Consider the following 23,737-nt stretch of genomic DNA (forward strand, 5'->3'; position numbering starts at 1 on the left):
TTCAGGGCATCACAGGCGGCAGATACTTCAACGTCGTCCCCAACGCCCACAGCAAAAACAACACCAGCGGCGTGTGCACCAGCAACTGCACAAATGAAAACCCGATCAGATCCCGCGCCTTCAGCCCCAGCACACCCAGCAACGGCAACATATAAAACGGGTTGATCAAGTTCGGCAGCGCCTCGGCGGCGTTGTAGATCTGCACCGCCCAGCCCAGGTGGTATTGCAGGTCATTGGCCACTTGCATCACATACGGCGCTTCGATGATCCACTTGCCGCCACCCGAGGGGATGAAGAAGCCCAGCACCGCCGAGTACACACCCATCAGCAGGGCGTAGGTGTCGTGGGAGGCGATGGAGGTGAAGAACGTCGAGATATGGTGCGCCAGGGTCTGGCCGTCGCCGCCCTTTACCACCGTCATCAGTGCGGCAATCGAGCCGTACAGCGGGAACTGGATCAGCACGCCGGTGGTGGTCGGCACCGCTCGGGCCACGGCATCGAGGAAGCTGCGCGGGCGCCAGTGCAGCAGCGCGCCCACCATGATGAACAGGAAGTTATAGGTATTGAGCCCCGAGATGGCGCTGATCGCCGGCTTGGTCGAGAACTCATGGAACAGCCAGCCGGCCGCCAGCAACGCCAGCAGAATGGTCAGCAACGGGCTGTGTTCCAGCCATTCACCGGGGCGCGTCGGCGCCTGCGGCTTGGGCAGGTTGAAGGCCGGGTCAATGCCGCAGGCCTTGGCATCCCGGGCGCTGTTGGGGCCAGGCGCGGTGGCGTAGGCGATGATCAGCGACACTACGATCAGCGCCAGCAACAGCACGCCGGATTGCCACAAAAAAATAGTCTCGGTGAACGGGATCATGCCGGTGATCGACAGAATCGACGGCGGCAAGCTGGCCGGGTTGGCCTGCAACTGCGCGGCCGACGACGACAGCCCCAGCGCCCATACGGCCCCCAGGCCCAGGTACGCTGCAGCGCCAGCGGCGCGGTAGTCCATGCGCAAATCCGTGCGCCGGGCCAATGCCCGCACCAGCAAACCGCCGAATACCAAGGACAGGCCCCAGTTAAGCAACGACGCCACCATGGAAATCAACGCCACCCAGGCCACAGCCGAACGGCCATTCTTGGGAATGCGCGCCAGACGGTCGATCAACTTCACTGCCGGCGGTGAACTGGCGACCACGTAACCGCCGATCACCACAAAGGCCATCTGCATGGTGAACGGGATCAGGCTCCAGAACCCATCGCCAAATGCCTTGGCCGCTTCGGCCGGTGCGGCGCCCATGCCCAGGGTCGCGACGGCGACGATAATCACGGCGAGGGCGGCAAACACCCAGGAGTCAGGAAACCAGCGCTCGGCGAAGTTGGAGCAACGCAGGGCAAATCGGGCATAGCGGCTGTCTTCGATAGCATCGGCCACGAGTCTTTCCTCTTGTAGTTATTATGGGGTTTGGCAGTTTTACGGCATGTTCCTCTACGGCCATTGATTTGGGAATGTAGTTATCTTCAACGATCAATGAGTAAAACAAATATATCCGTCGCGATTGCCATCAATGGGCTCAGCTCATAACCTGCACGCCATTTTGTTTGTCTGCCGAGCCTGCACATGACTGCCACCTTTTCCCCACGGGCGCAGCGTTTTTCCCGCTCCGACTACAAAACCCTGGGCCTGGCCGCCCTCGGCGGCGCCCTGGAAATCTACGACTTCATTATCTTCGTGTTCTTTGCGCTGACCCTCAGCCAACTGTTCTTCCCGCCGGAAATGCCCGAGTGGCTGCGCCTGTTGCAAAGCTTCGGCATTTTCGTCACCGGCTACCTCGCCCGTCCACTGGGCGGCATCCTGATGGCGCACTTTGCCGACCACCTGGGGCGCAAGCGCGTCTTCAGCTTGAGCATCCTCATGATGGCCTTGCCCTGCCTGTTGATCGGCGTCATGCCGACCTACGCGCAAATCGGCTATTTCGCCCCGCTGATCCTGCTGGCGCTGCGCGTGCTGCAAGGCGCAGCGGTGGGCGGCGAAGTGCCCAGCGCCTGGACTTTCGTCGCCGAGCACGCGCCGCGTCACCATCGTGGCTATGCCTTGGGTTTTTTGCAGGCCGGCCTGACCTTCGGTTACCTGCTGGGGGCACTGACCGCCACCTTGCTCGCGCAAATCTTTACCCCCGCCGAAATCCTCGACTACGCCTGGCGCTTCCCCTTCCTGCTCGGCGGCGTATTCGGTGTGATCGGCGTATGGCTGCGCCGCTGGCTCAGCGAGACCCCAGTGTTCCTGGAGATGCAGGCGCGTCGCCAGGCCGCCGCCGAAATGCCCTTGCGCACCGTGCTGCGCGACCATCGCGCCGTGCTGCTGCCGGCGATGATCCTCACCTGCGTGCTGACGTCTGCCGTGGTAGTGCTGGTGGTCATCACCCCGACCATGATGCAGAAAACCTTCGGCATGAGCCCCAGCCACACCTTCGCCCTGAGCGCCCTGGGCATCGTCTTTCTGAATATCGGCTGCGTGCTCGCCGGCCTGCTGGTGGACCGCATCGGCGCGTGGCGCGCGGTATTGGTCTACAGCCTGTTGCTGCCGGTGGGCATTGCGCTGCTGTACGCCAGCCTGATCGCCGGCGGTGTGTGGCTCGGCGCGGCGTATGCGGTGGCGGGCCTGAGTTGCGGCGTGGTGGGCGCGGTGCCGTCGGTGATGGTCGGGCTGTTTCCGGCGCAGGTGCGGGTGTCGGGCATTTCCTTCACCTACAACATCGCCTATGCGCTGTGGGCAAGTACTACGCCGTTGTTGTTGATCGCGCTGATGCCGACCAGTCCGTGGATCTGCGTGGGGTATTGCGTGGTGATGGGGGCGGTGGGGGTGGCGAGTGTGGCGCTGTTTGGCAAGCGCCACACCCTGGCCGCCTGAGGATCAGGTCAGGAAGTGCCAGAGCAGCAAGGTCCCCACCAACCCAACCACCGAAACAATCGTCTGCAACACCGACCACACCCAGATCGTCTGTTTCAACTGCAAGCCAAAGTACTCACGCACCATCCAGAACCCGGCGTCGTTGACGTGGCAGAAGAACACCGAGCCGGCGCCAATCGCAAGGGCGACCAATGAGCTTTGCGTTGCCGCCAACCCGGCCATCATCGGCGCGAGGATGCCGGCGGTTGTGGTGGTGGCGACGGTGGCCGAGCCGGTGGCCTGGCGCAGGGCCACGGCGATCAGCCAGGCCAGCAGCAGGTAGGGCATGTGCGCGCCTTCGGCGACTTTGCTGATGGTCTGGCTGACGCCGGCGTCCAGTAGGGTTTGCTTGAGGCCGCCGCCGGCGCCGATGGTCAGCAGTAGTACGGCGATGGGCGCCAGGGCTTTGCGCAGGGTGTTGCCGACGTCGGCGCGTGGCATGCCCGCCGCCCAACCCAGGCAGACGACCGCGGCGATTACGGCCAGGCCGAGGGCGACCAGCGGTTCACCGAGGAACTTCAAGGCCAGGGCGAGGGTGCTTTCCGGCGCCAACGCGACTTTAGCCAAGGTGCTGCCGAGCATCAGGATTACCGGCAACAGAATGATCAGCAGCGACACACCGAAGCTCGGCTGGCGCGGGGCCTTGGGCGGTGCGCTGAACAAGGCGCCGATATCGGCCGGCTCATCCACGTGCAGGCGCTTGGACAGCCAGTTGCCATACAGCGGCCCGGCCAGGATCACTGCCGGCACCGCCAGGCAAAAGCCCAGCAACATGGTCAGGCCCAGGTCGGCGTGCAATGCGCCTACGGCAATCAGCGGCCCAGGGTGAGGTGGCATCAAGGCATGCAGGGTGGTCATGCCCGCCAGTGCAGGGATGGCGATCTTCAGCAACGGCTGGTTCGAACGCTTGGCCATCACAAAGATGATCGGCACCATCATCACCAGGCCCACTTCGAAGAACAGCGGCAGGCCGATCACCATGGCGACCAACGCCATCACCCAGGGCAATGACTTGCCTTTGCCCAGCCCGAGCAACGTGGTGGCAATACGGTCGGCCGCGCCGGATTCGGCCATCAGCGCGCCGAGCATCGCACCCAGGGCAATGATGATCCCGGCTTCCCCGAGAATCGCCCCGGCGCCTTTACTGAACGCCTTTGCCACTTCTTCCGGCGGCAGGCCGGCGCCGACCCCGGCGATAAAGGTGCCGATCAAAATCGACAGGAAGGGCGGCAGTTTGGTCGCGCTGATCAGCACAATGATGCTGGCGATCGCCAACAGCACGCAGAGCATGAGGCGGGTGTCGTGAACCATCCACGTGGCAGTCGATAACTCCAAAACGGGACTCCTTATCGAGTAGGTTGGCTAATGTGTTTCTTTTTGTTTCAGTCTGAAAAGCATACCTGATAGCGCTCCCCCAACGCGTGCATGAACGATTTTGGTGCGCCCGAAGCTAACGACCCTCTGGCGCTCAGATGACAATTTTGCAAACCATGCCCGTGGATCTGGCCTATAGCTCTATGATCCGCCCCATCCCAACCCACGAGGACATTTCATGAGCGCAGGACACAGCCACGCCCAGGTACGCGCCGGCCACGAACGCAAGTTATGGATCGCACTGGGGCTGACCGGCAGCTTCATGCTGGCCGAAGTCATCGGTGCCTTTGTCACCGGCAGCCTGGCGCTGTTGTCGGACGCGGCGCACATGATGACCGACGCCCTGGCCCTGGCGATTTCCCTGGTGGCGATCCAGGTTGCCAAGCGCCCGGCAGACCGCAAGCGTACCTTCGGTTATGCGCGCTTCGAGATCCTGGCGGCCGCCTTCAACGCATTGCTGTTGTTCGCCGTGGCGTTCTACATCTTGTACGAGGCTTACCAGAGGCTGCAGGCGCCCGCCGAAATCCAGTCCACCGGCATGCTGGTGATTGCGCTGCTGGGGCTGGTGGTCAACCTGATCTCCATGCGTCTGCTCAGCGCTGCCAGTGGCGAGAGCCTCAACGTCAAGGGTGCCTACCTGGAAGTCTGGAGCGACATGCTGGGCTCCGTCGGCGTGATCATTGCCGCGCTGGTGATCATGTTCACCGGCTGGGGTTGGGTTGACTCCGTGGTCGCGGCCGCCATCGGCTTTTGGGTATTGCCGCGCACCTGGACGTTGCTCAAGGCGAGCATGAACATCCTGCTGCAAGGTGTGCCAGAAGGTGTGGATATCGAGCAGGTAGAGCAGGGCATTCGCGGCGTGCCTGGGGTCAAGGACGTACACGACCTGCACATCTGGGCCCTCACCAGTGGCAAGAACGTGCTGAGTACGCACCTGGTCGCGGATGCGTCCCAAGGCAGCGAGCAACAGATCCTCAGCCGAGTGACGGAATTACTGCACGAACAATTCGATATTTCCCATGCCACGATCCAGGTCGAGGGCGAGGGTTTTCAACATGACGATCACGACGAAGTGCATGCCTGAGCCTGGCTAACGGATTTGTAATCTTTCGCCCACGGCCCTGATAAGTACCGAAAGCTACATTGCCCCCGCTGGGAAACCTCAGCGACTTCATGGGCGTGGAACTCTCGTTATGGCAATTTTTGTTAGAACACTGTTGGGGGCGGCGGCATTGGTAGTGTGGATATCCGCAAACGCCGCCCAGGCACAACCCCTCACCCTCGATGCAGCCTTGCAAACCGCCTTCGCCAACAACCCGGACCTGGCGGCCGCACAATGGGAAATCGACATCGCCCAAGGCGGCCGCCAACAGGCCGGCCTGATCCCCAACCCGGTGGCCTCCTGGGACGCCGAAGACACCCGCCGCAACAGCCGCACCACCAGCATCAAACTCAGCCAGACCCTGGAACTGGGCGGCAAGCGCAGTGCGCGTATCGAAGTGGCCACCCGGGCCCAGGATGCCGCCGCGCTGACCCTGGAGCAGCGTCGCAACCTGTTGCGCGCCGATGTCATCGACAGCTACTACGGCGCCCTGCGCGCCCAGGAACGCCTTGACCTGGCGCAACGCTCCATGACGCTTGCCGAGCGCGGCCTGGTGGTCGCCAACGGGCGCGTCACCGCTGGCAAGTCGTCACCCGTGGAAGCCACCCGCGCCCAGGTGCAGGTGTCGCAAATCCGCCTGGAATTGAACCGCGCCCAGATCGGCCTCACTGACGCCTACCGTCGCCTCGCCACCAGCACCGGCAGCGCCGCCACCGACTTCCAGGCCGTCGCCACGCCAAGCCCCTCGGTACCGGCGTTACCCGCCGCCGCGCCATTGCTGGCACGCCTTGAGCAAACGGCCGAATTGCGCCTGGCCGAACTCAACATTGTGCAGAACGAAGCCAGCGTGGGCCTGGAAAAAGCCCAGCGCATTCCGGACCTGGACGTGTCCATCGGCAGCCAATACGACGCCAGTGTGCGCGAGCGGGTGAACCTGGTGGGCGTGTCGATGCCGATCCCGCTGTTCAACCGCAACCAGGGCAACATCCTCGCGGCCACCCGACGCGCCGACCAGGCCCGCGACCTGCGCAACGCCGCCGAGCTGCGCCTGCGCACCGAAACCCGCCAGGCCCTGGACCTGTGGCAAACGGCAAATACCGAAGTGCGCGCGTTCAACCAGCAGATCCTGCCCGCCGCACAAAGTGCGGTAGACAGCGCCACCCGTGGCTTCGAGATGGGCAAGTTCAACTTCCTCGACGTGCTCGACGCCCAGCGCACCTTGATCGCGGCCCGCACCCAATACCTTGCGGCCACCGCCCAGGCCACCGAGGCCTGGGTACGCATCGAACGCATTTACGGCGACCTCGCCCGCTTTTGATTTTTCCTGGAGTCTCCTGATGAACAAAAAACATGGCATGGCGCTCGCCGTCGCCCTGGGCCTGATGCTTTCCGGCTTCGCCCACGCCGAGGAAGAAGAAGGCAAGCTCGAACTCACCGAGCAGCAGATTCAAGCCGCCGGCATCCAGTTGGCCCAGGCGCAACCGCGTGCCATCAGCACCGTGCTGACGCTGCCGGGCGAGGTGCGTTTTGATGAAGACCGTACTTCCCACATCGTGCCCCGTGCGGCGGGCGTGGTGGAGGCGGTGAAGGTCAACCTGGGCCAGTCGGTGAAGAAGGGTGAGCTGTTGGCGGTGATCGCCAGCCAGCAGATTTCCGACCAGCGCAGCGAATTGGCCGCCAGTGAGCGCCGGGTCGAACTGGCGCGTACCACCTTCCAGCGTGAGCGCCAGTTGTGGCAGGACAAAATCTCTGCCGAACAGGATTACCTGCTGGCGCGGCAGACCCTGCAAGAAGCCGAAATCGCCCTGAACAATGCGCGGCAAAAAATGACTGCCCTCAGCGGCAGCGCGGTACTGGCCGGCGGCAATCGTTATGAACTGCGTGCGCCCTTCGCCGGTGTGGTGGTGGAAAAACACCTGGGGGTGGGCGAGGTGGTCAGTGAAACCAGTAATGCCTTCACCCTCTCGGATCTGTCCCAGGTGTGGGTCACCTTCGGCGTATTTCCCAAGGACTTGAACAAGGTTCGCGTGGGCAAACCGGTGAAAGTCAGCTCGACGGAAATGGGCACCGAAGTGCTGGGCACCGTGGCTTATGTGGGCAACTTGCTCGGTGAGCAGACGCGCACCGCTACCGTGCGCGTGACGGTCCCCAACCCCGACGACGCCTGGCGCCCGGGCTTGTTCGTGGCCGTGCAAGTGGCTACCGATACTTATCAGGCCAAGGTGGCCGTGCCGCAAACCGCTATCCAGACCGTCGAGGACAAACCCTCGGTGTTTGTGCGCACCGCGGACGGCTTTATCACCCGCCATCTTGAACTGGGCGTCAGTGAAAACGGCTACGTCGAAGTGCGTAAAGGCCTGGAAGCCGGCGCGCAGGTGGCGACGGCTGGCAGCTTCATCCTCAAGTCCGAACTGGGCAAAGGCTCGGCCGAACACGCCCATTGATCCTGCGAGTGATTCCCCATGTTTGAGCGCCTTATCCAATTCGCCATCGAGCAGCGCATCATCGTGTTGCTGGCGGTGCTGTTGATGGCCGGTGTCGGCATCGCCAGCTATCAGAAACTACCCATCGACGCGGTGCCTGACATCACCAACGTACAGGTGCAGATCAACTCGGCGGCGGCCGGTTTTTCGCCGCTGGAAACCGAGCAGCGCGTCACCTTTCCCATCGAAACCGCCATGGCCGGCCTGCCGGGCCTGCAGCAGACGCGATCGCTGTCGCGTTCCGGTCTGTCCCAGGTCACGGCGATCTTCAAGGACGGCACCGACCTGTTCTTTGCCCGCCAATTGGTCAACGAACGCCTGCAAGTGGCCCGTGAGCAATTGCCTGACGGCATCGAAACCGCGATGGGGCCGATTTCCACTGGCCTTGGGGAAATTTTCCTGTGGACCGTCGAAGCCGAGGACGGTGTGCGCAAAGAGGACGGTACGCCTTACACCCCCACCGACCTGCGGGTGATCCAGGACTGGATCATCAAGCCGCAGCTGCGCAACGTGCCAGGCGTGGCCGAGATCAATACCATCGGCGGCTTCGCCAAGGAATATCAGATTGCGCCAGACCCCAAGCGCCTGGCCGCTTACAACCTGACCCTCAACGATCTGGTCACGGCGCTGGAGCGCAACAACGCCAACGTCGGCGCCGGCTATATCGAGCGCAGCGGCGAACAGTTGTTGATCCGCGCGCCGGGCCAGGTGGCGTCTATCGACGACATCGCCAACATTGTCATCACCACCTCGGACGGCACGCCGATCCGCGTGCGCAATGTGGCCCAGGTCGACATTGGTCGTGAGCTGCGTACCGGCGCTGCCACCGAAAACGGCCGTGAGGTGGTGCTGGGCACGGTGTTCATGTTGATCGGCGAGAACAGCCGCAGCGTGTCCCAGGCGGTGGCGAAAAAGCTTGAGGAGATCAACCGCTCGCTGCCCGAAGGCGTGGTGGCGGTCACTGTTTACGACCGCACCAACCTGGTGGAAAAAGCCATCGCCACGGTGAAGAAAAACCTCTTCGAAGGTGCGTTGCTGGTGGTGGCGGTGTTGTTCCTGTTTCTGGGCAACATCCGTGCGGCGCTGATCACGGCAATGGTGATTCCGCTGGCGATGCTGTTCACCTTCACCGGCATGTTCACCAACAAAGTCAGCGCCAACCTGATGAGCCTGGGCGCGCTGGACTTCGGCATTATCGTTGACGGTGCGGTGGTGATCGTCGAGAACGCCATCCGCCGCCTGGCCCACGCGCAGCAGCGCCACGGCCGGTTGCTGACCCGCAGTGAACGCCTGCACGAAGTGTTCGCCGCGGCCAAGGAGGCGCGACGCGCGTTGATCTTCGGGCAGTTGATCATCATGGTGGTGTACCTGCCGATCTTCGCCCTCACGGGCGTGGCCGGGAAGATGTTCCACCCCATGGCCTTCACGGTGGTGATTGCCTTGCTTGGCGCGATGATTCTGTCGGTGACCTTCGTACCGGCGGCGATTGCGTTGTTCGTCACCGGCAAGGTCAAGGAAGAAGAAAACTTCGTCATGCGCAGTGCGCGCCGGGTGTATGACCCGGTGCTCAACTGGGTGATGGTGCGTCGGCCCCTGGTGTTCGGCCTGGCCGCATTGACCATCGTCGTCTCGGGCCTGGTCGCCAGCCGCATGGGCAGTGAATTTATCCCCAGCCTCAGCGAAGGCGACTTTGCCCAACAGGCGCTGCGTGTGCCTGGCACCAGCCTGACCCAATCGGTGCAGATGCAGCAGCAACTGGAAAAAACCTTACTGGCCCAAGTGCCGGAAATCGAGCGGGTGTTTGCGCGCACCGGTACGGCGGAAATTGCCTCCGACCCGATGCCGCCGAATATCTCCGACAGCTACGTGATGCTCAAACCCAAGGACCAATGGCCAGACCCGAAGAAGTCCCGCGAGGCAATCATCGCTGACATCCAACGGGCCAGCGCGATTGTGCCGGGCAGCGTGTATGAGCTGTCGCAGCCGATCCAGTTGCGCTTCAACGAGCTGATTTCCGGAGTGCGCAGCGATGTGGCGGTGAAGGTGTTCGGCGATGATATGGCGGTGCTCAACCAGACAGCCGGGGAAATCGCCGAGACCTTGCAGAAGCTCAACGGCGCCTCGGAAGTGAAGGTGGAACAGACCTCCGGCCTGCCGGTGCTGACCATCAATATTGACCGCGACAAGGCCGCTCGCTTCGGCCTGAATGTGGGTGATGTGCAGGACACCATCGCCGTCGCTGTCGGTGGGCGCCAGGCCGGTACGCTGTACGAGGGTGATCGGCGTTTTGACATGGTGGTGCGCTTGTCCGACACGTTGCGCACCGATATCGACGGCTTGTCACGGCTGTTGATCCCTGTGCCGGCGCTGGCGAGTAGTACCTCGGGGCAGTTGGGCTTTATCGCCTTGTCCCAGGTTGCCAGCCTCGACCTGGTGCTGGGCCCCAACCAGATCAGCCGCGAGAACGGCAAGCGCCTGGTGATCGTCAGCGCCAACGTGCGTGGGCGCGATATCGGCTCGTTTGTCGAGGAGGCCGAAGCCGCCATCACTACCCAGGTGAAAATCCCTGCCGGTTACTGGACCACCTGGGGCGGCCAGTTCGAACAGTTGAAGGAGGCTTCCGAACGCTTGCGCATCGTGGTGCCGGTGGCGTTGCTGTTGGTGTTCGGGTTGCTGTTCATGATGTTCAACAACCTCAAGGATGGGCTGCTGGTGTTTACCGGCATCCCCTTCGCGCTCACCGGCGGGATCATGGCCTTGTGGCTGCGTGATATTCCGCTGTCGATTTCGGCGGGGGTGGGCTTTATCGCCTTGTCGGGCGTGGCGGTGCTTAATGGCCTGGTGATGATCGCCTTCATCCGAAACCTGCGCGAGGAAGGCCGCTCGTTATCGGTGGCGATCCACGAAGGCGCGTTGACCCGCTTGCGCCCGGTGCTGATGACCGCGCTGGTGGCGTCCCTCGGGTTTATCCCCATGGCACTCGCCACCGGCACCGGCGCCGAAGTGCAGCGCCCATTGGCGACGGTGGTGATTGGCGGGATTATTTCTTCGACCTTGCTGACATTGCTGGTGCTGCCGGCGTTGTATCAGTGGGCTCATCGCCGCGAAGAAGAGCCCGCCTGACAACCGTGAAAACGCCGCAACCCCCTGTGGGAGCGGGCTTGCTCGCGAATGCGCCGGGTCAGTCGATACCTTTGCTGACTGATACACCGCCTTCGCGAGCAAGCCCGCTCCCACAGGGGGACAGCGGTGCTTCCAGCGTCAGGGGAAAGGCCAGGCTGAACCGCGTAAAACGCCCAGGCTGGCTGGTGACATGAGCATGCCCCTGATGCAAATGCATGATCGATTTCACGATGGCCAGTCCCAGCCCGGTGCCGCCCTCGGCACGGGTACGGCTGCTGTCGGCGCGGTAGAAGCGTTCGAACAGGTGCGGCAGGTGGTGCGCTTCAATGCCTCGCCCCGGGTTGCCCACCGACAGCGATACGCTCTGCTCGTAGGTCTCCACCAACAGCAACACGGTAGAGGCCTCGGGTGTGTGGCGAATGGCATTGGAGAGCAAGTTGGAAATCGCCCGCTGGATCATCAGGCGGTCGCCGGTCACCCAGGCATCGCCGCGCAGGCTCAGGGTGACGCCTTTATCTTCGGCACTCAGGGCAAACAACTCCATCACCCGCTGGGCTTCCTGCGCCAGGGACACCTCGGTGAATGAGGCCCGCGCCGCCGGGTGGCTGACCTGCGCCAGAAACAGCATGTCGCTGACAATCCGCGCCAGGCGTTCGAGCTCTTCGGTGTTGGATTCCAGCACCGCCTTGTATTCCTGCGGCGGGCGCTGGCGCGACAGGGTCAACTGGGCCTTGCCCATGAGGTTGGTCAAGGGCGCGCGCAGTTCGTGGGCCAGGTCATCGGAGAATTGCGAGAGTTGCTGCACCCCGGCATCCAGGCGGTCGAGCATCACGTTGATGCCGTGGGCGAGTTCACCCAGTTCGTGGGGCAGGTTGTCCACGGACAAGCGATGGGTGAGGTCTTGGGTGGTGACTTTCGCCGCCACCTGGCTGAACTGCTTCAACGGTGCCAGGCCCCGTTGCACCAGCCACCATGCGCCCATGCCAATCAGTATCAGCAGTAGCGGCAGCGCAACGAGCGTGGCGCGCAGGTAGGCACTGAGCAATGCCTGGTCGTCCATGCGGTCCAGGGATAGCAGCACCCGCACACGTTCACCGTTGGCCAGGCGCATCAAGCTGGAGGCACTGAGTACCTGGTTGCCGTAGCTGTCGATCCAATTGAGGTAGCCCAGGGTTTCCCGTGGCTTGAAGTCGGTGAGCAGTGGTTCCTGGGGCTTGCTGCCGACGTTCAGCAGCACGCTGTTATCGGGCGCGGTGCCGACGATGGTCAGGTGGAAATTGTCGTGGCCGATCACCAGGTCCATCAGCGAATGCGGGCGGGCGCGGATGGCATGGGCGTCCAGGCCCAGGGCCAGGCTGTGCTGGATCTGTTCCATCTTGCTTTCCAGGTTTTTTCGCGCGAGTTTTTCCAGCTCATGGGTGAGGGCCAGGTAGGCCAGGGTCGCCAGCAGCAACACCAGGCCCGCGCCCATCAGGCTGACCGTCAAGCCCAGGCGCATCGACAGGCTGCCGGTCTTCATGGGCGCGCTTCCAGCACGTAGCCCACGCCGCGAATCGTGTGGATCAGCTTGACCTCGCTCTGGTCATCCACCTTGGCGCGCAGGCGGCTGATGGAGACTTCGACCACGTTGGTGTCGCAGTCGAAATTCATGTCCCACACCAGGGAGATAATCTGCGTACGGGTCAGCACTTCGCCGGCCTGGCGCATCAGCACTTGCAACAGGGCGAATTCCTTGGTGGTCAGGTCAATGCGCCGGGCGCCGCGATAAGCGCGGTGGCGGCGCGGGTCCAGTTCCAGGTCCGAGACGCGGAACACTTCCGGCTGTGGAATGTGCTCGCTGCGACGCATCAGGGTGCGCACGCGGGCCAGCAGTTCGGGAAACTCGAACGGCTTGACCAGATAATCGTCGGCGCCCATGTCCAGGCCCTTGATCTTGTCAGCCAGCCGGCCACGGGCGGTGAGCATCATCACGCGCTGGGTGCCGTTGCGGCGCAATTCTTCCAGTACTTGCCAGCCATCCTTGCCCGGCAGGTTCACGTCCAGAATCACCAGTTCATAGGCGTGTTGCCCGGCCAGGTGCAGGCCGTCGACGCCATTGGCGGCGCAGTCGACCACGTAGCCACTTTCGTTCAGGCCCTGTTGCAGGTAGTCGGCGGTTTTCTGCTCGTCTTCAACCACAAGAATACGCATGGGGGTTACCTCTTGAATTAGGGGAGAGAAGGCGCCCATTTCCCTATGGCGGCGGTTTCGGAAGTGGGAAAAGTCTGAAGGCTGAAGTAACTCTAGGGTCAACTGCGACCGTCGGTCGCACCGCGCTGCAGGCAAAAAAAACGCCCCAAGCGGGGCGTTAAAAATTCATCTCTTTCCAAAGGAGCTACACAAAAGCTTCAGAGATGAATGTGCTCGGGTGAATAAGTTGAAGCGAGTATAGAAAGTTCCACTTAACGAGAAGCTGAGGCCAATATTACAATTTTGATAACTGGCTATTTGTGAACAGATGTTAGTTAATCGCGAGCGAATGTAAGGGCTACAGCACGACCAATGGGTATTCGGCAATCAGACGAACTTCCTCCAGGTCTGATTCAAACGTACTGGAGCGCACGGTGGCCTGGCGCAAGCGCAGGGACAAATCCTTCAAACGCCCACTTTGCACCACGTACTTGGCCTCGATATCCCGTTCCCAACGGCGTTGATCGGTCAACGGGTTACCTGCTGCATCGCGGCGCATATACACGGCATTGGCGTTGCTATAGTCGGCGCCGGTGCCTTTGCCGTAGCGGGTCATGAACGACAGGCCGGGAATGCCGAACGCTTGCATGTCCAGGTCGTAGCGCAGCATCCATGAGCGCTCCTTGGGCGCGTTGAAGTCGCTGTACTGGATCGAGTTATTGAGGAAGATCGAGTCTGATTGGCGCAGGTAGTCGAAGTCATCGTCGCCGTTGTTACGCTGGTGCGACACGGCCACGCTGTGGGCACCGACCTTGACCCCGAGCCTGGCGCTCCAGATGTTGTTGTCGAACTCGCCGAGCCGTTTCTCGCCTTCGTCCACGGCCTTGTAGTAGTTGAAGTCGCCGAACAATGACACGTCGTCGGTCAATGCGTAATTGGCATTGCTGCCGAAGTAGTACTGGTCCCAGGCGTCCTTCAAGCGGCTGCTGTACAGGCTAAAGCCCAGATGGCTGTTGAGCTGGTAGTCACCGCCGAAGTAGGCGATCCAGGGCGAGTCGACCTTGCCTGCATAGAAGGTGGCAAAGCCTTTGTTCATGCCGCTTTCACTGGGCTGGCTCATGCCGCTCAGGCGCCCGCCTTGCAGGCTCAAGCCTTGCAGGCTGGTGTTTTGCAGGGTGACGCCGCGAAAGCTCTCGGGCAACAGGCGAGAGTCGCCGTAGGCTACCACGGGGGTGAGGGGGAACACGTCGCCGGCCTTGATTACCGTGTCCAGCACGCGCAGTTTCGCCGCGCCGCCGATTTTGCTGTAGCTGTTTTCCGGCTGGTTGTCGCTGTTCACCGGCAGCACGCCGAACGAGCCTTTGCCGCCGCTGCGGCCGCTGCCCGAGTCAAGTGTAAGGCCGTACATGGCGAATGCGTCCAGGCCAAAACCCACGGTGCCCTGGGTAAAGCCGGATTCGAATTTGCCAATAAAGCCCTGGGCCCAGGCTTCGGAGTAACCATTGCCAGTGGGGCTGGACTGGCCTTTGCGGTCATCGCGGTTGAAGTAGAAATTGCGTGCCAGCACGTTGATACGGCTGCCCTCGATAAAACCCTCGGGTGTGTCTTCCACCGCCACCGCGGCCAGGGGCAACGCGGCCATCAATGAAAAGGGAAGGGTGTAATGACGAATGCTCATGATGCGCTCCTCGGTGATGGCAGTTATCAGCTTCTTATAGAGGCGGGCGTTTTTATTGATATGGCCCTGGCTGATAGTTGCAAACGGTGGGTAACAGCCGCATGGCGCGAAGATTACAATTCTGGAAACTAACGGCCATCTAACAAATAAGTAATGTTCTAGTGAACCTGCCGTCAGGGTGGGTTGGTTAATCTCGACACTGAACTTTTCAGTCGAGGAAACCGCGATGAACTTTTATAAAGCAGGTTTGGCTGTATTAACGGCTGTGTTGTCATTTGGCGCACTGGCCGAAGGGGGCGGGGATCGCACTTTTGCCCTGATGATGGAGCGCAATGAGAAGGCCATGGCCGCGTACGCCATCAAAAAAGGCAAGCCGGTGCCTGAGGTCCAGGCGTACCGCTATGGCATGGACCTGGACATTGCCAAGGTCGTCAACGTGACGCCGCCGATCCGCTCGTGCAACGCCGTGCCGTCGCGCATGACCTATGAAGACTCCAGCGGCAAGCTCAATACCCTGGAATATCAGGTCATGGGCGTATGCCGTAACAATGGCGGTTGAAAATATAGTTCGGCCCAGGGCTCAAGCGCTCTTCAGAAAACCCCGACAGCGCCGATGCAAGTAAGTACACCCACCTCACTTGCCTAACGGTGCCCCATGTTCAATACCCGCCTGAAGCAGGAGCTGACCGCTCTGCGCGAAGAATTGTCGAGCTTGCTCCAGGTGAAAGAGAGCCTGGAAAACGAGATGCTCTGCCTGACACTGGACCCTGAAGGCCGTGTTGAGTGGGCCAATGCCAACTTCCTGCAGGAACTGGCTTATTCGCTGGGCGAGATTGTCGGGCGTGCTATCGAAGACCTGGTGCCGACACATGTGCGCCAGGACGAGTTCCAACTGCGTTTCAAGCACGCGCTGGCCCGCGGCGAACACTTTGCCGGCGCCGTACGCCTGATGCGCGGCAATGGCAAGGAAGCCTGGTTGCGCTCAATCGTGCAGCCGGTGCGCAGTTCGGAGGGGCGCATCAAGCAGTTTTCGATGTTCTCCAGCGACCTCACTCGCACCATCGAGAGTTCGCGTGAACATGAAAACCTGATCACCGCGTTGATGCGTTCCACCGCGTTGATCGAGTTTGACCTGGAGGGGCATGTACTCACCGCCAATGACCGCTTCCTCGGCGCCATGGGATACAGCCTGGCGCAGATCGAAGGCAAGCATCACCGTATGTTCTGTGAGCCACAGGAATACAACAGTGCCGAATACCAACAGTTCTGGAAGCGCCTGAACGCCGGTGAGTTCGTCGCCGCGCGCTTCAAACGTGTGGACAGCCACGGCCGCCTGGTGTGGTTGGAGGCCACCTACAACCCGGTGCTGGACGCCAATGAGCGGCTGTACAAAGTGGTCAAGTTCGCCACGGTCATTACCGACCAGGTCAACCGCGAGCAGGCAGTGGCCGAGGCCGCCAATATTGCCTACAGCACCTCTTTGCAAACCGACGACAGCGCCCAGCGCGGCACCACCGTGGTCACCCAGGCCGTGGACGTGATGCGCGACCTGGCCCAGCACATGCAACAGGCCGGTGAAGGCATCGAGGCGTTGAATGCCCAGTCCCAAGTGATCGGCAGCATCGTCAAGACCATCAGCGGCATTGCCGAGCAAACCAACCTGCTGGCGCTCAACGCCGCCATCGAAGCGGCGCGTGCCGGTGAGCAGGGGCGTGGCTTTGCGGTGGTGGCCGATGAAGTAAGGCAATTGGCGTCACGTACCAGCAAAGCCACCGAGGAAATTGTTGGTGTGGTGCGCCAGAACCAGGACATGGCCCGCGACGCGGTGGCCTTGATGGCCGACGGTCGTGCGCAAGCCGAGCAGGGCCTGGCCCTGGCGGCCGAGGCGGGTACCGTGATCGTCGAGATTCAGGACGGTGCGCAGAAGGTTGTGAGTGCGGTCGGGCAGTTTGCCAATCAGCTGTCGAGCTAAAGAGAACGTTCGGACGCCAAACCCGCTTTTGAATACAACAGTGCCCAATTGTGGGAGCTGGCTTGCCTGCGATGGCCATAGGTATCTACACAACTTCGGCACGACGCTAAATCTGTGGCGAGGGAGCTTGCTCCCGTGACGGCCTGGCAGCCGACACAGATATAACTGATGCCCCGCGATCCAATGTGGGAGCTGGCTTGCCTGCGAAGACGGCCTGACAGTCAACACAGTTGGACCGTGTACATATCCATTCCTGCGGTAACGGCCACTTAGGGTTCCGCCCTGACGGCGGCTCACTTTCGAAAAGCGCGAAAGTAAGCAAAGCGCTCTTGCCCCACCACTCGGCACCTCGCTTAGGCTCGGTGTGCCCGTAATCCGCCAGTGATTTGGGGGGCCGCCGCCACGCGCCATCCATGGCGCGGGGCGGCTAAACCGGCATCCCTGCCGGTTTACCCCCCAAATCCCTGTCGAATTCCGGCCAGCGTGGTTTAACGGGGCGCCTAAGATCAAAAGCAGATCAAGATCAAGAGCGGCTCGCTTCGCATCGTGGTTACCGTTGAGCTAACAGAGTTATGTAGATACCTATGGCCATCGCAGGCAAGCCAGCTCCCACACTGAAGGGCGTATACCTTGGTTTTTATGGTCTTCAATCAACCCGCTGAATACTTCTTCAACAACCGCCAACCACAGGTCTAGGGTGACGCAACGATAAAAACAGCAGGATGCAGCAATGACCGCCATGACCCGCTGCCTGGACCGTCCTGGATTTATGCCACGGCTGTCCGCCCACCATGCGTTGCGTGCGCGGCTGACTGTGCCTCTGCTGACGGCGCAGGCGCGGGTAAGGTTGCTGTGCGCACCGGGCGGCAGTGGCAAGAGTGCGTTGCTCGCCGAGTGTGCGTTGCAGGCGCCGAAGGGGTGTCAGGTGGTGTGGATGCCACTCAACGGTGCCGCGCTCAGCCCCTTGGAATTCTGCGCACGGCTGGCGCAGCAGCTTGGCTTGCCGTTTGTGGATGAAGCCACGTTATTGCTCGACTTGGGCCGTTGGCCACACACCACGTGGTTGTTTCTGGATGATTTCTGTCGCTCACCTGCGCCTGAGCTGGATGCGCTGCTGGACCGTTCGCTCGCCGCTGGCAGCCCGCAGTTGACCTGGTGGCTGGGCGCGCGACGGCGCCCGTTGTGCAATTGGCCACGCCTGTTGCTCGACGATGAGTTGCTGGAGTGCAGCGAGTTGTTTTTCAGCGCTGAGGAAGTCGAGCAACTGCTCGTCCCGGGGCATACCGTCGACAGCGTGATGCAGTTCAGCGCCGGTTGGTGCGCCGGTGTGCGTATCGCCTTGTTGGGCGACGGCCACCCCGACAAGACCCTGCTCGATTACCTGCAGCATGAGCTGTTCAACACCTTGTCGGCGCCATTGGCTGAGGCCTGGCGCGTGTTGGCCCATCTGCCGCGCTTCAACCTGAACCTGTGTGAGTACTTGTTCGGTGGTGGTGACGGCGCTGAGCATTTGCGCGAATTGCAGACACTGGGTGCGTTTATCCAGCCCTGGGAAGACACCAGCGACTGGCTTCACATTTTCCCACCGTTGGCGCGACTGCTGCGCGACGAACCTTGGCCGGCCAAGCGCTCGTGGCATCGCCGCGCCTGCCAATGGTTCAGCGCCGAGCTCGACTGGCAAGCAGCCTTCGAGCAGGCGTTGCTGGCGCAGGAATATGAAGTGGCGGTGAGCCTGTTGCAGCACTTCAGTTTCGAGGATTTGTTTCGCCAGCAGAACGCCGTGCTGCTGTTGCGCCTGCATGAACAGCAGGGCGATGAATTGATGTTGGGGTCGGCGCAACTGGTGGGCCTGCTCACGGCCGCGTTGTTGTTTGCCGGGCGCTTCGAACAGGCGGCCTTGTGCATCGACCAACTGGCCCGGTTCGCCCCGCAACCGACGGCCGCCGCGCAGCGTTATCTGCTGGCGCGCTGGCAGGCGCAGTGGGGCTGGTTGCTGCATTTGAGCGGCGACGCCGAACGCTCCCGCGAGCACTTTCTCGAAGCCCTGCAAGCGTTGCCCGACAGCGCCTGGACATCGCGCCTGATGTGCCTCTCGGGTCTGACCCAGCAAGCCTTGCTGCGCGGTGAGTTGGAGGCCGCCCAACGCTTGAACCGTGAAGCGCTGTGCCTGGCCCGGGTCCACGGTTCGCTGGTATTGGAGGCCCTGCTGGAGTTGGACCACGCCCAATTGCTGGAGCAGCGTGGCGCGCCGTACCGGGCGCAAAGCCTGCTGGAAACGGTGCAAGCGATGTTGGCCGGGCAACGGCTCAACGCCGGGCCGTTGGTGGGGCGTATTGTTCTGCGCCGCGGGCATCTGGCCTTGCGTCAGGGCCAGGACTGCCTGGCCGCCGAATGTTTCGAGGCCGGCTTGAGCATGTGCCTGCAGAGCCAGGACAAGCGCGTTCTGTACGGCTTTCTGGGCCTGGCGCTATTGGCGGCCAATCGTGGCGACTACGCCCAGGCCTTCATTCAATTACGCGACGCCGAACGCCTGATGCAGCAGCGCCATGTGCCCGACACGGTGTACCGTGCGGTACTGCTGTTGGTCAGTGGGCACTTCTGGTTGCAGCAAGGCCGCGCCGAATTGACGGTGCAAGCCGTGCGCCGGGTGTTGCGCCACTTTCGCGGGCCTTGCGCCAAGCAGGCACCGCCTGCCACCTTGGAGCTGATCCCGCGCCTGGAATATTTGCTGGTGCTGGCCGAGGTCAAGCTGGGCTGTGCCGAGCAACCTATCGCACGGCTCAATGCCTTGCTCGACACTTCACGGCAACGCGGCATGCTATGCCTTGAAACCGAATTGCACCTGGTGCTGGGTGAAGTGACCTGGCAGCTTGGCGACCCGGCGTTGGCGCGCCGGTCGCTGCAAGCTGGCTTGGCGCTGGCAGAGCGTTGCCAGGTGCAGCAGGCGGTCCGCGAGTTGCGTTTACGCGCCCCGGGACTTTTGAGTGAGCTGGGCCTGGAGCCCCAGGCCGCGCCTGCCGGGGTGGCGCAGAACCCGCTGAGCCAGCGTGAGCTGGAGGTGTTGCAACTGATCGCCCTGGGCAACTCCAACCTGGAAATCGCTGATCGCCTGTATATCTCCCTGCATACCGTCAAGACACATGCGCGGCGTATCCACAGCAAACTCGGGGTAGAGCGACGCACCCAGGCGGTGGCCAAGGCGAAGACGTTGGGCTTGATGGTCTAGGCGCAGAATGCCTGGCGGTATTGGCCCGGCGTGGCACCCATGGCATGGCGAAAGCGCTGGTTGAAATGGCTGGCGCTGGAAAAACCGCACAGCAAGGCCAGCTCACTGATCGGCAAAACGCTGCTGCGCAGCAGGTTTTTCGCTCGCGCCAGACGCCGTGCCAGCAGGTATTGATGGGGCGGCACGCCGAAGCTTTGGCGGAACATCCGGGCGAAATGGTATTCGGACAGCGCGCACATGGCGGCCAACTGGCCGAGGCTGATGGCGTCTTCCATATGTTGGTCGATGTACTCCACCAACCGCCGCCGTTGGTGCGCGGCCAACCCGCCTTTCAAGCGCAAGCCTTCGCGGGCGCCGACCTGGCTGAGCAAGGTATGGCTGAGCAGTTCGTGGGCCAGGCTGCTGGTCAGCAGGCGCTCGCCGGGCTCGTGCCAGTTGAGGCTGACCAACTGGTGAAAACGCCGGGCCTGGAAGGGGTCTTCAAGGAAGGTGCCCTCACGCAAGTGCAGCTCTCGTGGCTCACGGTCCAGCAGGGTGACGCAGCCGAGGGCAAATTGTTCCGGGCTGAAATACAGGTGGGCCAGGCGAATGTCGCCATTGATCACCCAGGCCGACTGATGCTCGGCCGGCAGGATGCACAGTTTGTCGGGGCCGCCCTTGAGGCCCGGCTGATCACGCCGAAAGGTGCCCGTGCCACCGCCGATGTAGCAGGACAAGGTGTGATGGCTGGGGGCCTGGTAATCCTGGGCGTCATGGTGGTTGCTCCACACGGCCGCAGCCAACCCGTCACCGAGCTCGGCGCAGGCTTGCAGGCGTGCGTGGGGCGAGCGGTTGAGGGCTTGGAAGACGTGCAGCGATTGCAGCTCTGGCATGGTGTGTTCTCCGACACCCTGCATCCTACGCTCCACGGCTGGCGCTGTGAGCCCATCGCCCGACAAAAGCGCAAGAATGTGCAAGAGCCTGCACGGGGTTGAAGGCCACACTGTGGCTCAATCGACGGAGCCGGCTATGAATCTTATCCTGTATCTACTCACGGTACTCATCTGGGGCACCACTTGGATCGCCCTCAAATGGCAGTTGGGCGTGGTCGCGATTCCTGTGTCGATTGTCTATCGCTTCGGCCTGGCCGCTCTGGTGCTGTTCGTGCTGTTGCTGCTCAGCCGCAAGTTGCAGGTGATGAACCGGCGCGGGCACATGATCTGCCTGGCGCAGGGGCTGTGCCTGTTCTGCGTCAACTTCATGTGCTTTCTCACCGCCAGCCAATGGATTCCCAGCGGCCTGGTGGCGGTTGTGTTCTCCACCGCGACCTTGTGGAACGCGCTCAATGCCCGGGTGTTTTTCGGCCAGCGGGTGGCGCGTAATGTGCTGATGGGCGGGGCGCTTGGGTTGCTGGGGCTGGGCTTTTTGTTCTGGCCGGAGCTGGTTGGGCATACCGCCAGCCCGCAAACCTTGTTGGGCCTGGGCTTGGCCCTGCTGGGCACCCTGTGCTTTTCGGCGGGCAACTTGCTATCGAGCCTGCAGCAGAAGGCCGGGCTCAAGCCGCTGACCACCAATGCCTGGGGCATGGCCTATGGGGCGGCGATGCTGGCGACCTATTGCGCAGTACGTGGTATTCCCTTCGAGATGGACTGGAGTGCGCGGTATATCGGCGCGCTGTGGTACCTGGTGATCCCAGGCTCGGTGATTGGTTTTACCGCTTACCTCACCCTGGTGGGCCGCATGGGGCCGGAGAAAGCGGCGTATTGCACGGTGCTGTTTCCGGTGGTGGCGCTGAATGTGTCGGCCGTGGCCGAGGGTTATCAGTGGACGGCGCCGGCGTTGATGGGGCTGGTGCTGGTGATGCTGGGGAATGTGCTGGTGTTTCGTAAGCCTCGGGCCATCGTGCCGGACCTCAAGGCTAGCCAAGCCTGAATGTGGAAGCTGGCTTGCCCATAGAATCAGCGCCTGCCACGAATCTGTGGGAGTGGGCTTGCCCGCGATGGCGGTGTGCCGGTCACTGTATCTTTAACTGACCCACCGCTTTATTTGGCTGAGGTGTCTGCTTTTATTTGAGGCCGAGGCGCTTGGCCATGCGTCCCAGGTTGGCGCGGTCCAGGCCCAGTTCGCGGGCGGCGCTGGCCCAGTTGTGCTGATGGCGCTCCAGGCAGGCGCTGATGAGTTGGCGCTGGTAATGCTCGGTGGCCTGGCGCAGGTCGCCAGTGGCGATGGGCGCAGCTTCGACCGGTGCTTCGAGCACCGCTGCACTGACGTCGGGCAAGTCCAGGTCCTGGGCGCTCAGGCTGAGAATCTTCGGGCGCTCGCGACAGTTGCCCAGGGCTTTGAGCGCGCTGCGTCCGATCAGGTGTTCCAGTTCGCGCACATTGCCGGGCCAGTTGTAGGCCAGCAGTGCTGCCTGGGCGTCACTGGTCAGGCGCAAGCTGCCCAGGCCCATGCGCGACCGGTTCTGTTCAAGGAAGAAGCCTGCCAATAACAGCACATCCCGTCCGCGCTCACGCAGGGCCGGCACTTGCAGTGGGTACACGCTCAGGCGGTGGTAAAAATCGGCACGGTAGCGGCCATTGCGCACTTCTTCGGCAAGGTCGCGGTTGGTGGCGGCAATCAGGCGCACGTCCACCAGGTGTTCCTTGTCCGAACCCAGGCGCTGCAACTGGCCGCTTTGCAGCACGCGCAGCAACTTGGCCTGCACGGTCAACGACAACTCACCCACTTCATCCAGGAACAAGGTACCGCCATTGGCCAGTTCGAACTTGCCCCGGCGCTCGTTCAACGCGCCAGTAAAGGCGCCGCGTACGTGGCCGAACAGTTCGCTTTCTACCAAGGTCTCGGGCAGGGCGGCGCAGTTGAGGCTGATCAGCGGTTTGTCGGCGCGGGAGGAGGCGGCGTGGATCGCCTGGGCCACCAACTCCTTGCCGACCCCGGTTTCGCCGGTAATCAGCACGGTCAAGTCACTGCCGCCGACCAGGTTGATTTCCTCGACCAGGCGCTTGTGCGCTTTGCTCTGGCCGATCATTTCCTTGGGCTGCTGGCCACTTGCCTGGCGATAGATCTCGGCGCGCTGGTGCTCGTCTTCGGCCCGCAGCGCCAGGCGCTCGATGCGTTCAGCCACGTTGACGGTGGCCGCGGCGAGGCTGGCGAAGGCTTGCAGGGCGTCCAGCTCGACCCGTTCAAAGCGCTCGGTATCGAGGGCGTCCAGGGTCAGCAGCCCCCAGGGCTGGTCGTCGATAAACAGCGGGCAGCCCATGCAGTCGTGGACTTCCAACTGGCCGTGCAAACCGGCGACCAAGCCGTCATAGGGGTCGGGCAATTCGCTGTCACTGTCGAAGCGGGTAGGGCCGGGGCTGCTCAGCAGGATCTCGAAGCGCGGATGTTCGCTGACCTTGAAGCGTCGACCCAAGGTATCGGCGCTCAAGCCGTCCACGGCCAGCGGCACCAACCACTCGCCGTCCAGGCGTAACAATGCGGCGGCGTCGCAGGGCAGCAGGGCGCGCATGGCTTGCAGCAGGCGCCGGTAGCGCTCGCCTTCGGGCAAGTCCCGGGACAGGTCAGCGACCAGCGGCAGCAAGGTGGTGAGCAGTGGCTGTGCAGTCATAATGACTCCCTGTAGTCCTTATGACTATAAAGTGTAGGAGGTCATACTGACTACATAATATTTAAGTGATTGAAAATAAAGGATTT

General features: G+C 62.2%; 15 protein-coding genes and 2 pseudogenes. 10 read left to right on the forward strand and 7 right to left on the reverse strand.

Annotation, left to right across the window (positions count from 1 at the left end):
- Position 1: 1 nt before the first annotated feature.
- Positions 2–1,420, reverse strand: coding sequence for a short-chain fatty acid transporter (locus GIV35_RS16890; RefSeq protein ID WP_003188294.1), 1,419 nt, complete (start codon positions 1,418–1,420; stop codon positions 2–4).
- 186 nt (positions 1,421–1,606) lie between these two features.
- On the opposite strand from GIV35_RS16890, the gene GIV35_RS16895 reads away from it, so the two are divergent.
- Positions 1,607–2,896 carry an MFS transporter gene (locus GIV35_RS16895; protein ID WP_198716851.1) on the forward strand — a complete coding sequence of 430 codons (1,290 nt, stop codon included), beginning with the start codon at positions 1,607–1,609 and terminating at the stop codon, positions 2,894–2,896.
- 3 nt (positions 2,897–2,899) lie between these two features.
- On the opposite strand, the gene GIV35_RS16900 is transcribed toward GIV35_RS16895, so the two are convergent.
- Positions 2,900–4,270 (reverse strand): GntT/GntP/DsdX family permease, encoded by a 1,371-nt coding sequence (locus GIV35_RS16900; RefSeq protein ID WP_198716852.1) that lies wholly within the window; start codon positions 4,268–4,270, stop codon positions 2,900–2,902.
- A 217-nt stretch (positions 4,271–4,487) separates the two neighbouring features.
- Here GIV35_RS16900 and GIV35_RS16905 point away from each other — a divergent pair, with 217 nt between their 5' ends.
- The 4 genes from GIV35_RS16905 to GIV35_RS16920 all read left to right on the forward strand — a co-directional run bounded on the left by GIV35_RS16905 (position 4,488) and on the right by GIV35_RS16920 (position 11,017).
- Positions 4,488–5,393: a cation diffusion facilitator family transporter gene (locus GIV35_RS16905; protein WP_223024468.1), complete on the forward strand. Its 906-nt coding sequence runs from the start codon at positions 4,488–4,490 to the stop codon at positions 5,391–5,393.
- Between the two features lie 109 nt (positions 5,394–5,502).
- Positions 5,503–6,729, forward strand: a complete 1,227-nt coding sequence (locus GIV35_RS16910; protein WP_236264791.1) for a TolC family protein — start codon at positions 5,503–5,505, stop codon at positions 6,727–6,729.
- Between the two features lie 19 nt (positions 6,730–6,748).
- The gene (locus tag GIV35_RS16915; protein WP_096144137.1) at positions 6,749–7,855 is read left to right on the forward strand and encodes an efflux RND transporter periplasmic adaptor subunit; all 1,107 of its coding nucleotides are present in this window, start codon (positions 6,749–6,751) and stop codon (positions 7,853–7,855) included.
- An 18-nt stretch (positions 7,856–7,873) separates the two neighbouring features.
- Positions 7,874–11,017, forward strand: a complete 3,144-nt coding sequence (locus tag GIV35_RS16920) for a CusA/CzcA family heavy metal efflux RND transporter (protein WP_236264792.1) — start codon at positions 7,874–7,876, stop codon at positions 11,015–11,017.
- 58 nt (positions 11,018–11,075) lie between these two features.
- Here GIV35_RS16920 and GIV35_RS16925 read toward each other — a convergent pair whose 3' ends face one another.
- The 3 genes from GIV35_RS16925 to GIV35_RS16935 form a co-directional block, all read right to left on the reverse strand.
- Positions 11,076–12,536 carry a heavy metal sensor histidine kinase gene (locus GIV35_RS16925; protein WP_236264793.1) on the reverse strand — a complete coding sequence of 487 codons (1,461 nt, stop codon included), beginning with the start codon at positions 12,534–12,536 and terminating at the stop codon, positions 11,076–11,078.
- A complete protein-coding gene (locus GIV35_RS16930) occupies positions 12,533–13,207 on the reverse strand; it encodes a heavy metal response regulator transcription factor (protein ID WP_073453482.1) in 675 nt (224 codons plus the stop codon). The genes GIV35_RS16925 and GIV35_RS16930 overlap by 4 nt, the downstream gene beginning before the upstream one ends.
- A 337-nt stretch (positions 13,208–13,544) precedes the next feature.
- On the reverse strand, positions 13,545–14,864 hold the full coding sequence (locus GIV35_RS16935) for an OprD family porin (RefSeq protein ID WP_236264794.1): 1,320 nt from the start codon (positions 14,862–14,864) through the stop codon (positions 13,545–13,547).
- 226 nt (positions 14,865–15,090) lie between these two features.
- Between GIV35_RS16935 and GIV35_RS16940 the strand changes: the two genes are divergently transcribed.
- The 4 genes and pseudogenes from GIV35_RS16940 to GIV35_RS16950 all read left to right on the forward strand — a co-directional run bounded on the left by GIV35_RS16940 (position 15,091) and on the right by GIV35_RS16950 (position 20,062).
- Entirely contained in the window at positions 15,091–15,423 is a 333-nt protein-coding gene (locus GIV35_RS16940; protein ID WP_014716799.1) for a DUF2790 domain-containing protein, read from the forward strand.
- Between the two features lie 186 nt (positions 15,424–15,609).
- Positions 15,610–16,296: pseudogene (locus GIV35_RS27525) on the forward strand (PAS domain-containing protein); the annotation flags it as partial.
- A gap of 108 nt (positions 16,297–16,404) precedes the next feature.
- Positions 16,405–16,836 (forward strand): annotated as a pseudogene (locus GIV35_RS27530) (methyl-accepting chemotaxis protein); the annotation flags it as partial.
- Positions 16,837–17,566: 730 nt separating this feature from the next.
- Entirely contained in the window at positions 17,567–20,062 is a 2,496-nt protein-coding gene (locus GIV35_RS16950; protein WP_236264704.1) for a LuxR C-terminal-related transcriptional regulator, read from the forward strand.
- On the opposite strand, the gene GIV35_RS16955 is transcribed toward GIV35_RS16950, so the two are convergent.
- The gene (locus GIV35_RS16955) at positions 20,059–20,934 is read right to left on the reverse strand and encodes a helix-turn-helix domain-containing protein (protein ID WP_198715612.1); all 876 of its coding nucleotides are present in this window, start codon (positions 20,932–20,934) and stop codon (positions 20,059–20,061) included. The two genes, GIV35_RS16950 and GIV35_RS16955, sit on opposite strands and share 4 nt — an antisense overlap.
- Before the next feature lie 136 nt (positions 20,935–21,070).
- On the opposite strand from GIV35_RS16955, the gene GIV35_RS16960 reads away from it, so the two are divergent.
- On the forward strand, positions 21,071–21,973 hold the full coding sequence (locus tag GIV35_RS16960) for a DMT family transporter (protein WP_236264705.1): 903 nt from the start codon (positions 21,071–21,073) through the stop codon (positions 21,971–21,973).
- A gap of 133 nt (positions 21,974–22,106) precedes the next feature.
- Here GIV35_RS16960 and norR read toward each other — a convergent pair whose 3' ends face one another.
- Entirely contained in the window at positions 22,107–23,651 is a 1,545-nt protein-coding gene (norR, locus tag GIV35_RS16965; RefSeq protein WP_236264706.1) for a nitric oxide reductase transcriptional regulator NorR, read from the reverse strand.
- Positions 23,652–23,737 lie beyond the last annotated feature (86 nt).

The organism is Pseudomonas sp. PA-1-6B, from assembly GCF_021609545.1.
GTDB lineage: Bacteria > Pseudomonadota > Gammaproteobacteria > Pseudomonadales > Pseudomonadaceae > Aquipseudomonas > Aquipseudomonas fluorescens_BV.

Coding starts and splice junctions, on each gene's coding strand:
- GIV35_RS16920 (WP_236264792.1), top strand. CDS start 7,874: ATGTTTGAGCGCCTTATCCAATTCGCCATCGAGCAGCGCATCATCGTG.
- GIV35_RS16960 (WP_236264705.1), top strand. CDS start 21,071: ATGAATCTTATCCTGTATCTACTCACGGTACTCATCTGGGGCACCACT.
- GIV35_RS16930 (WP_073453482.1), bottom strand. CDS start 13,207: ATGCGTATTCTTGTGGTTGAAGACGAGCAGAAAACCGCCGACTACCTG.
- GIV35_RS16935 (WP_236264794.1), bottom strand. CDS start 14,864: ATGAGCATTCGTCATTACACCCTTCCCTTTTCATTGATGGCCGCGTTG.
- GIV35_RS16895 (WP_198716851.1), top strand. CDS start 1,607: ATGACTGCCACCTTTTCCCCACGGGCGCAGCGTTTTTCCCGCTCCGAC.
- GIV35_RS16915 (WP_096144137.1), top strand. CDS start 6,749: ATGAACAAAAAACATGGCATGGCGCTCGCCGTCGCCCTGGGCCTGATG.
- GIV35_RS16955 (WP_198715612.1), bottom strand. CDS start 20,934: ATGCCAGAGCTGCAATCGCTGCACGTCTTCCAAGCCCTCAACCGCTCG.
- norR (WP_236264706.1), bottom strand. CDS start 23,651: ATGACTGCACAGCCACTGCTCACCACCTTGCTGCCGCTGGTCGCTGAC.
- GIV35_RS16950 (WP_236264704.1), top strand. CDS start 17,567: ATGACCGCCATGACCCGCTGCCTGGACCGTCCTGGATTTATGCCACGG.
- GIV35_RS16905 (WP_223024468.1), top strand. CDS start 4,488: ATGAGCGCAGGACACAGCCACGCCCAGGTACGCGCCGGCCACGAACGC.
- GIV35_RS16940 (WP_014716799.1), top strand. CDS start 15,091: ATGAACTTTTATAAAGCAGGTTTGGCTGTATTAACGGCTGTGTTGTCA.
- GIV35_RS16925 (WP_236264793.1), bottom strand. CDS start 12,536: ATGAAGACCGGCAGCCTGTCGATGCGCCTGGGCTTGACGGTCAGCCTG.
- GIV35_RS16910 (WP_236264791.1), top strand. CDS start 5,503: ATGGCAATTTTTGTTAGAACACTGTTGGGGGCGGCGGCATTGGTAGTG.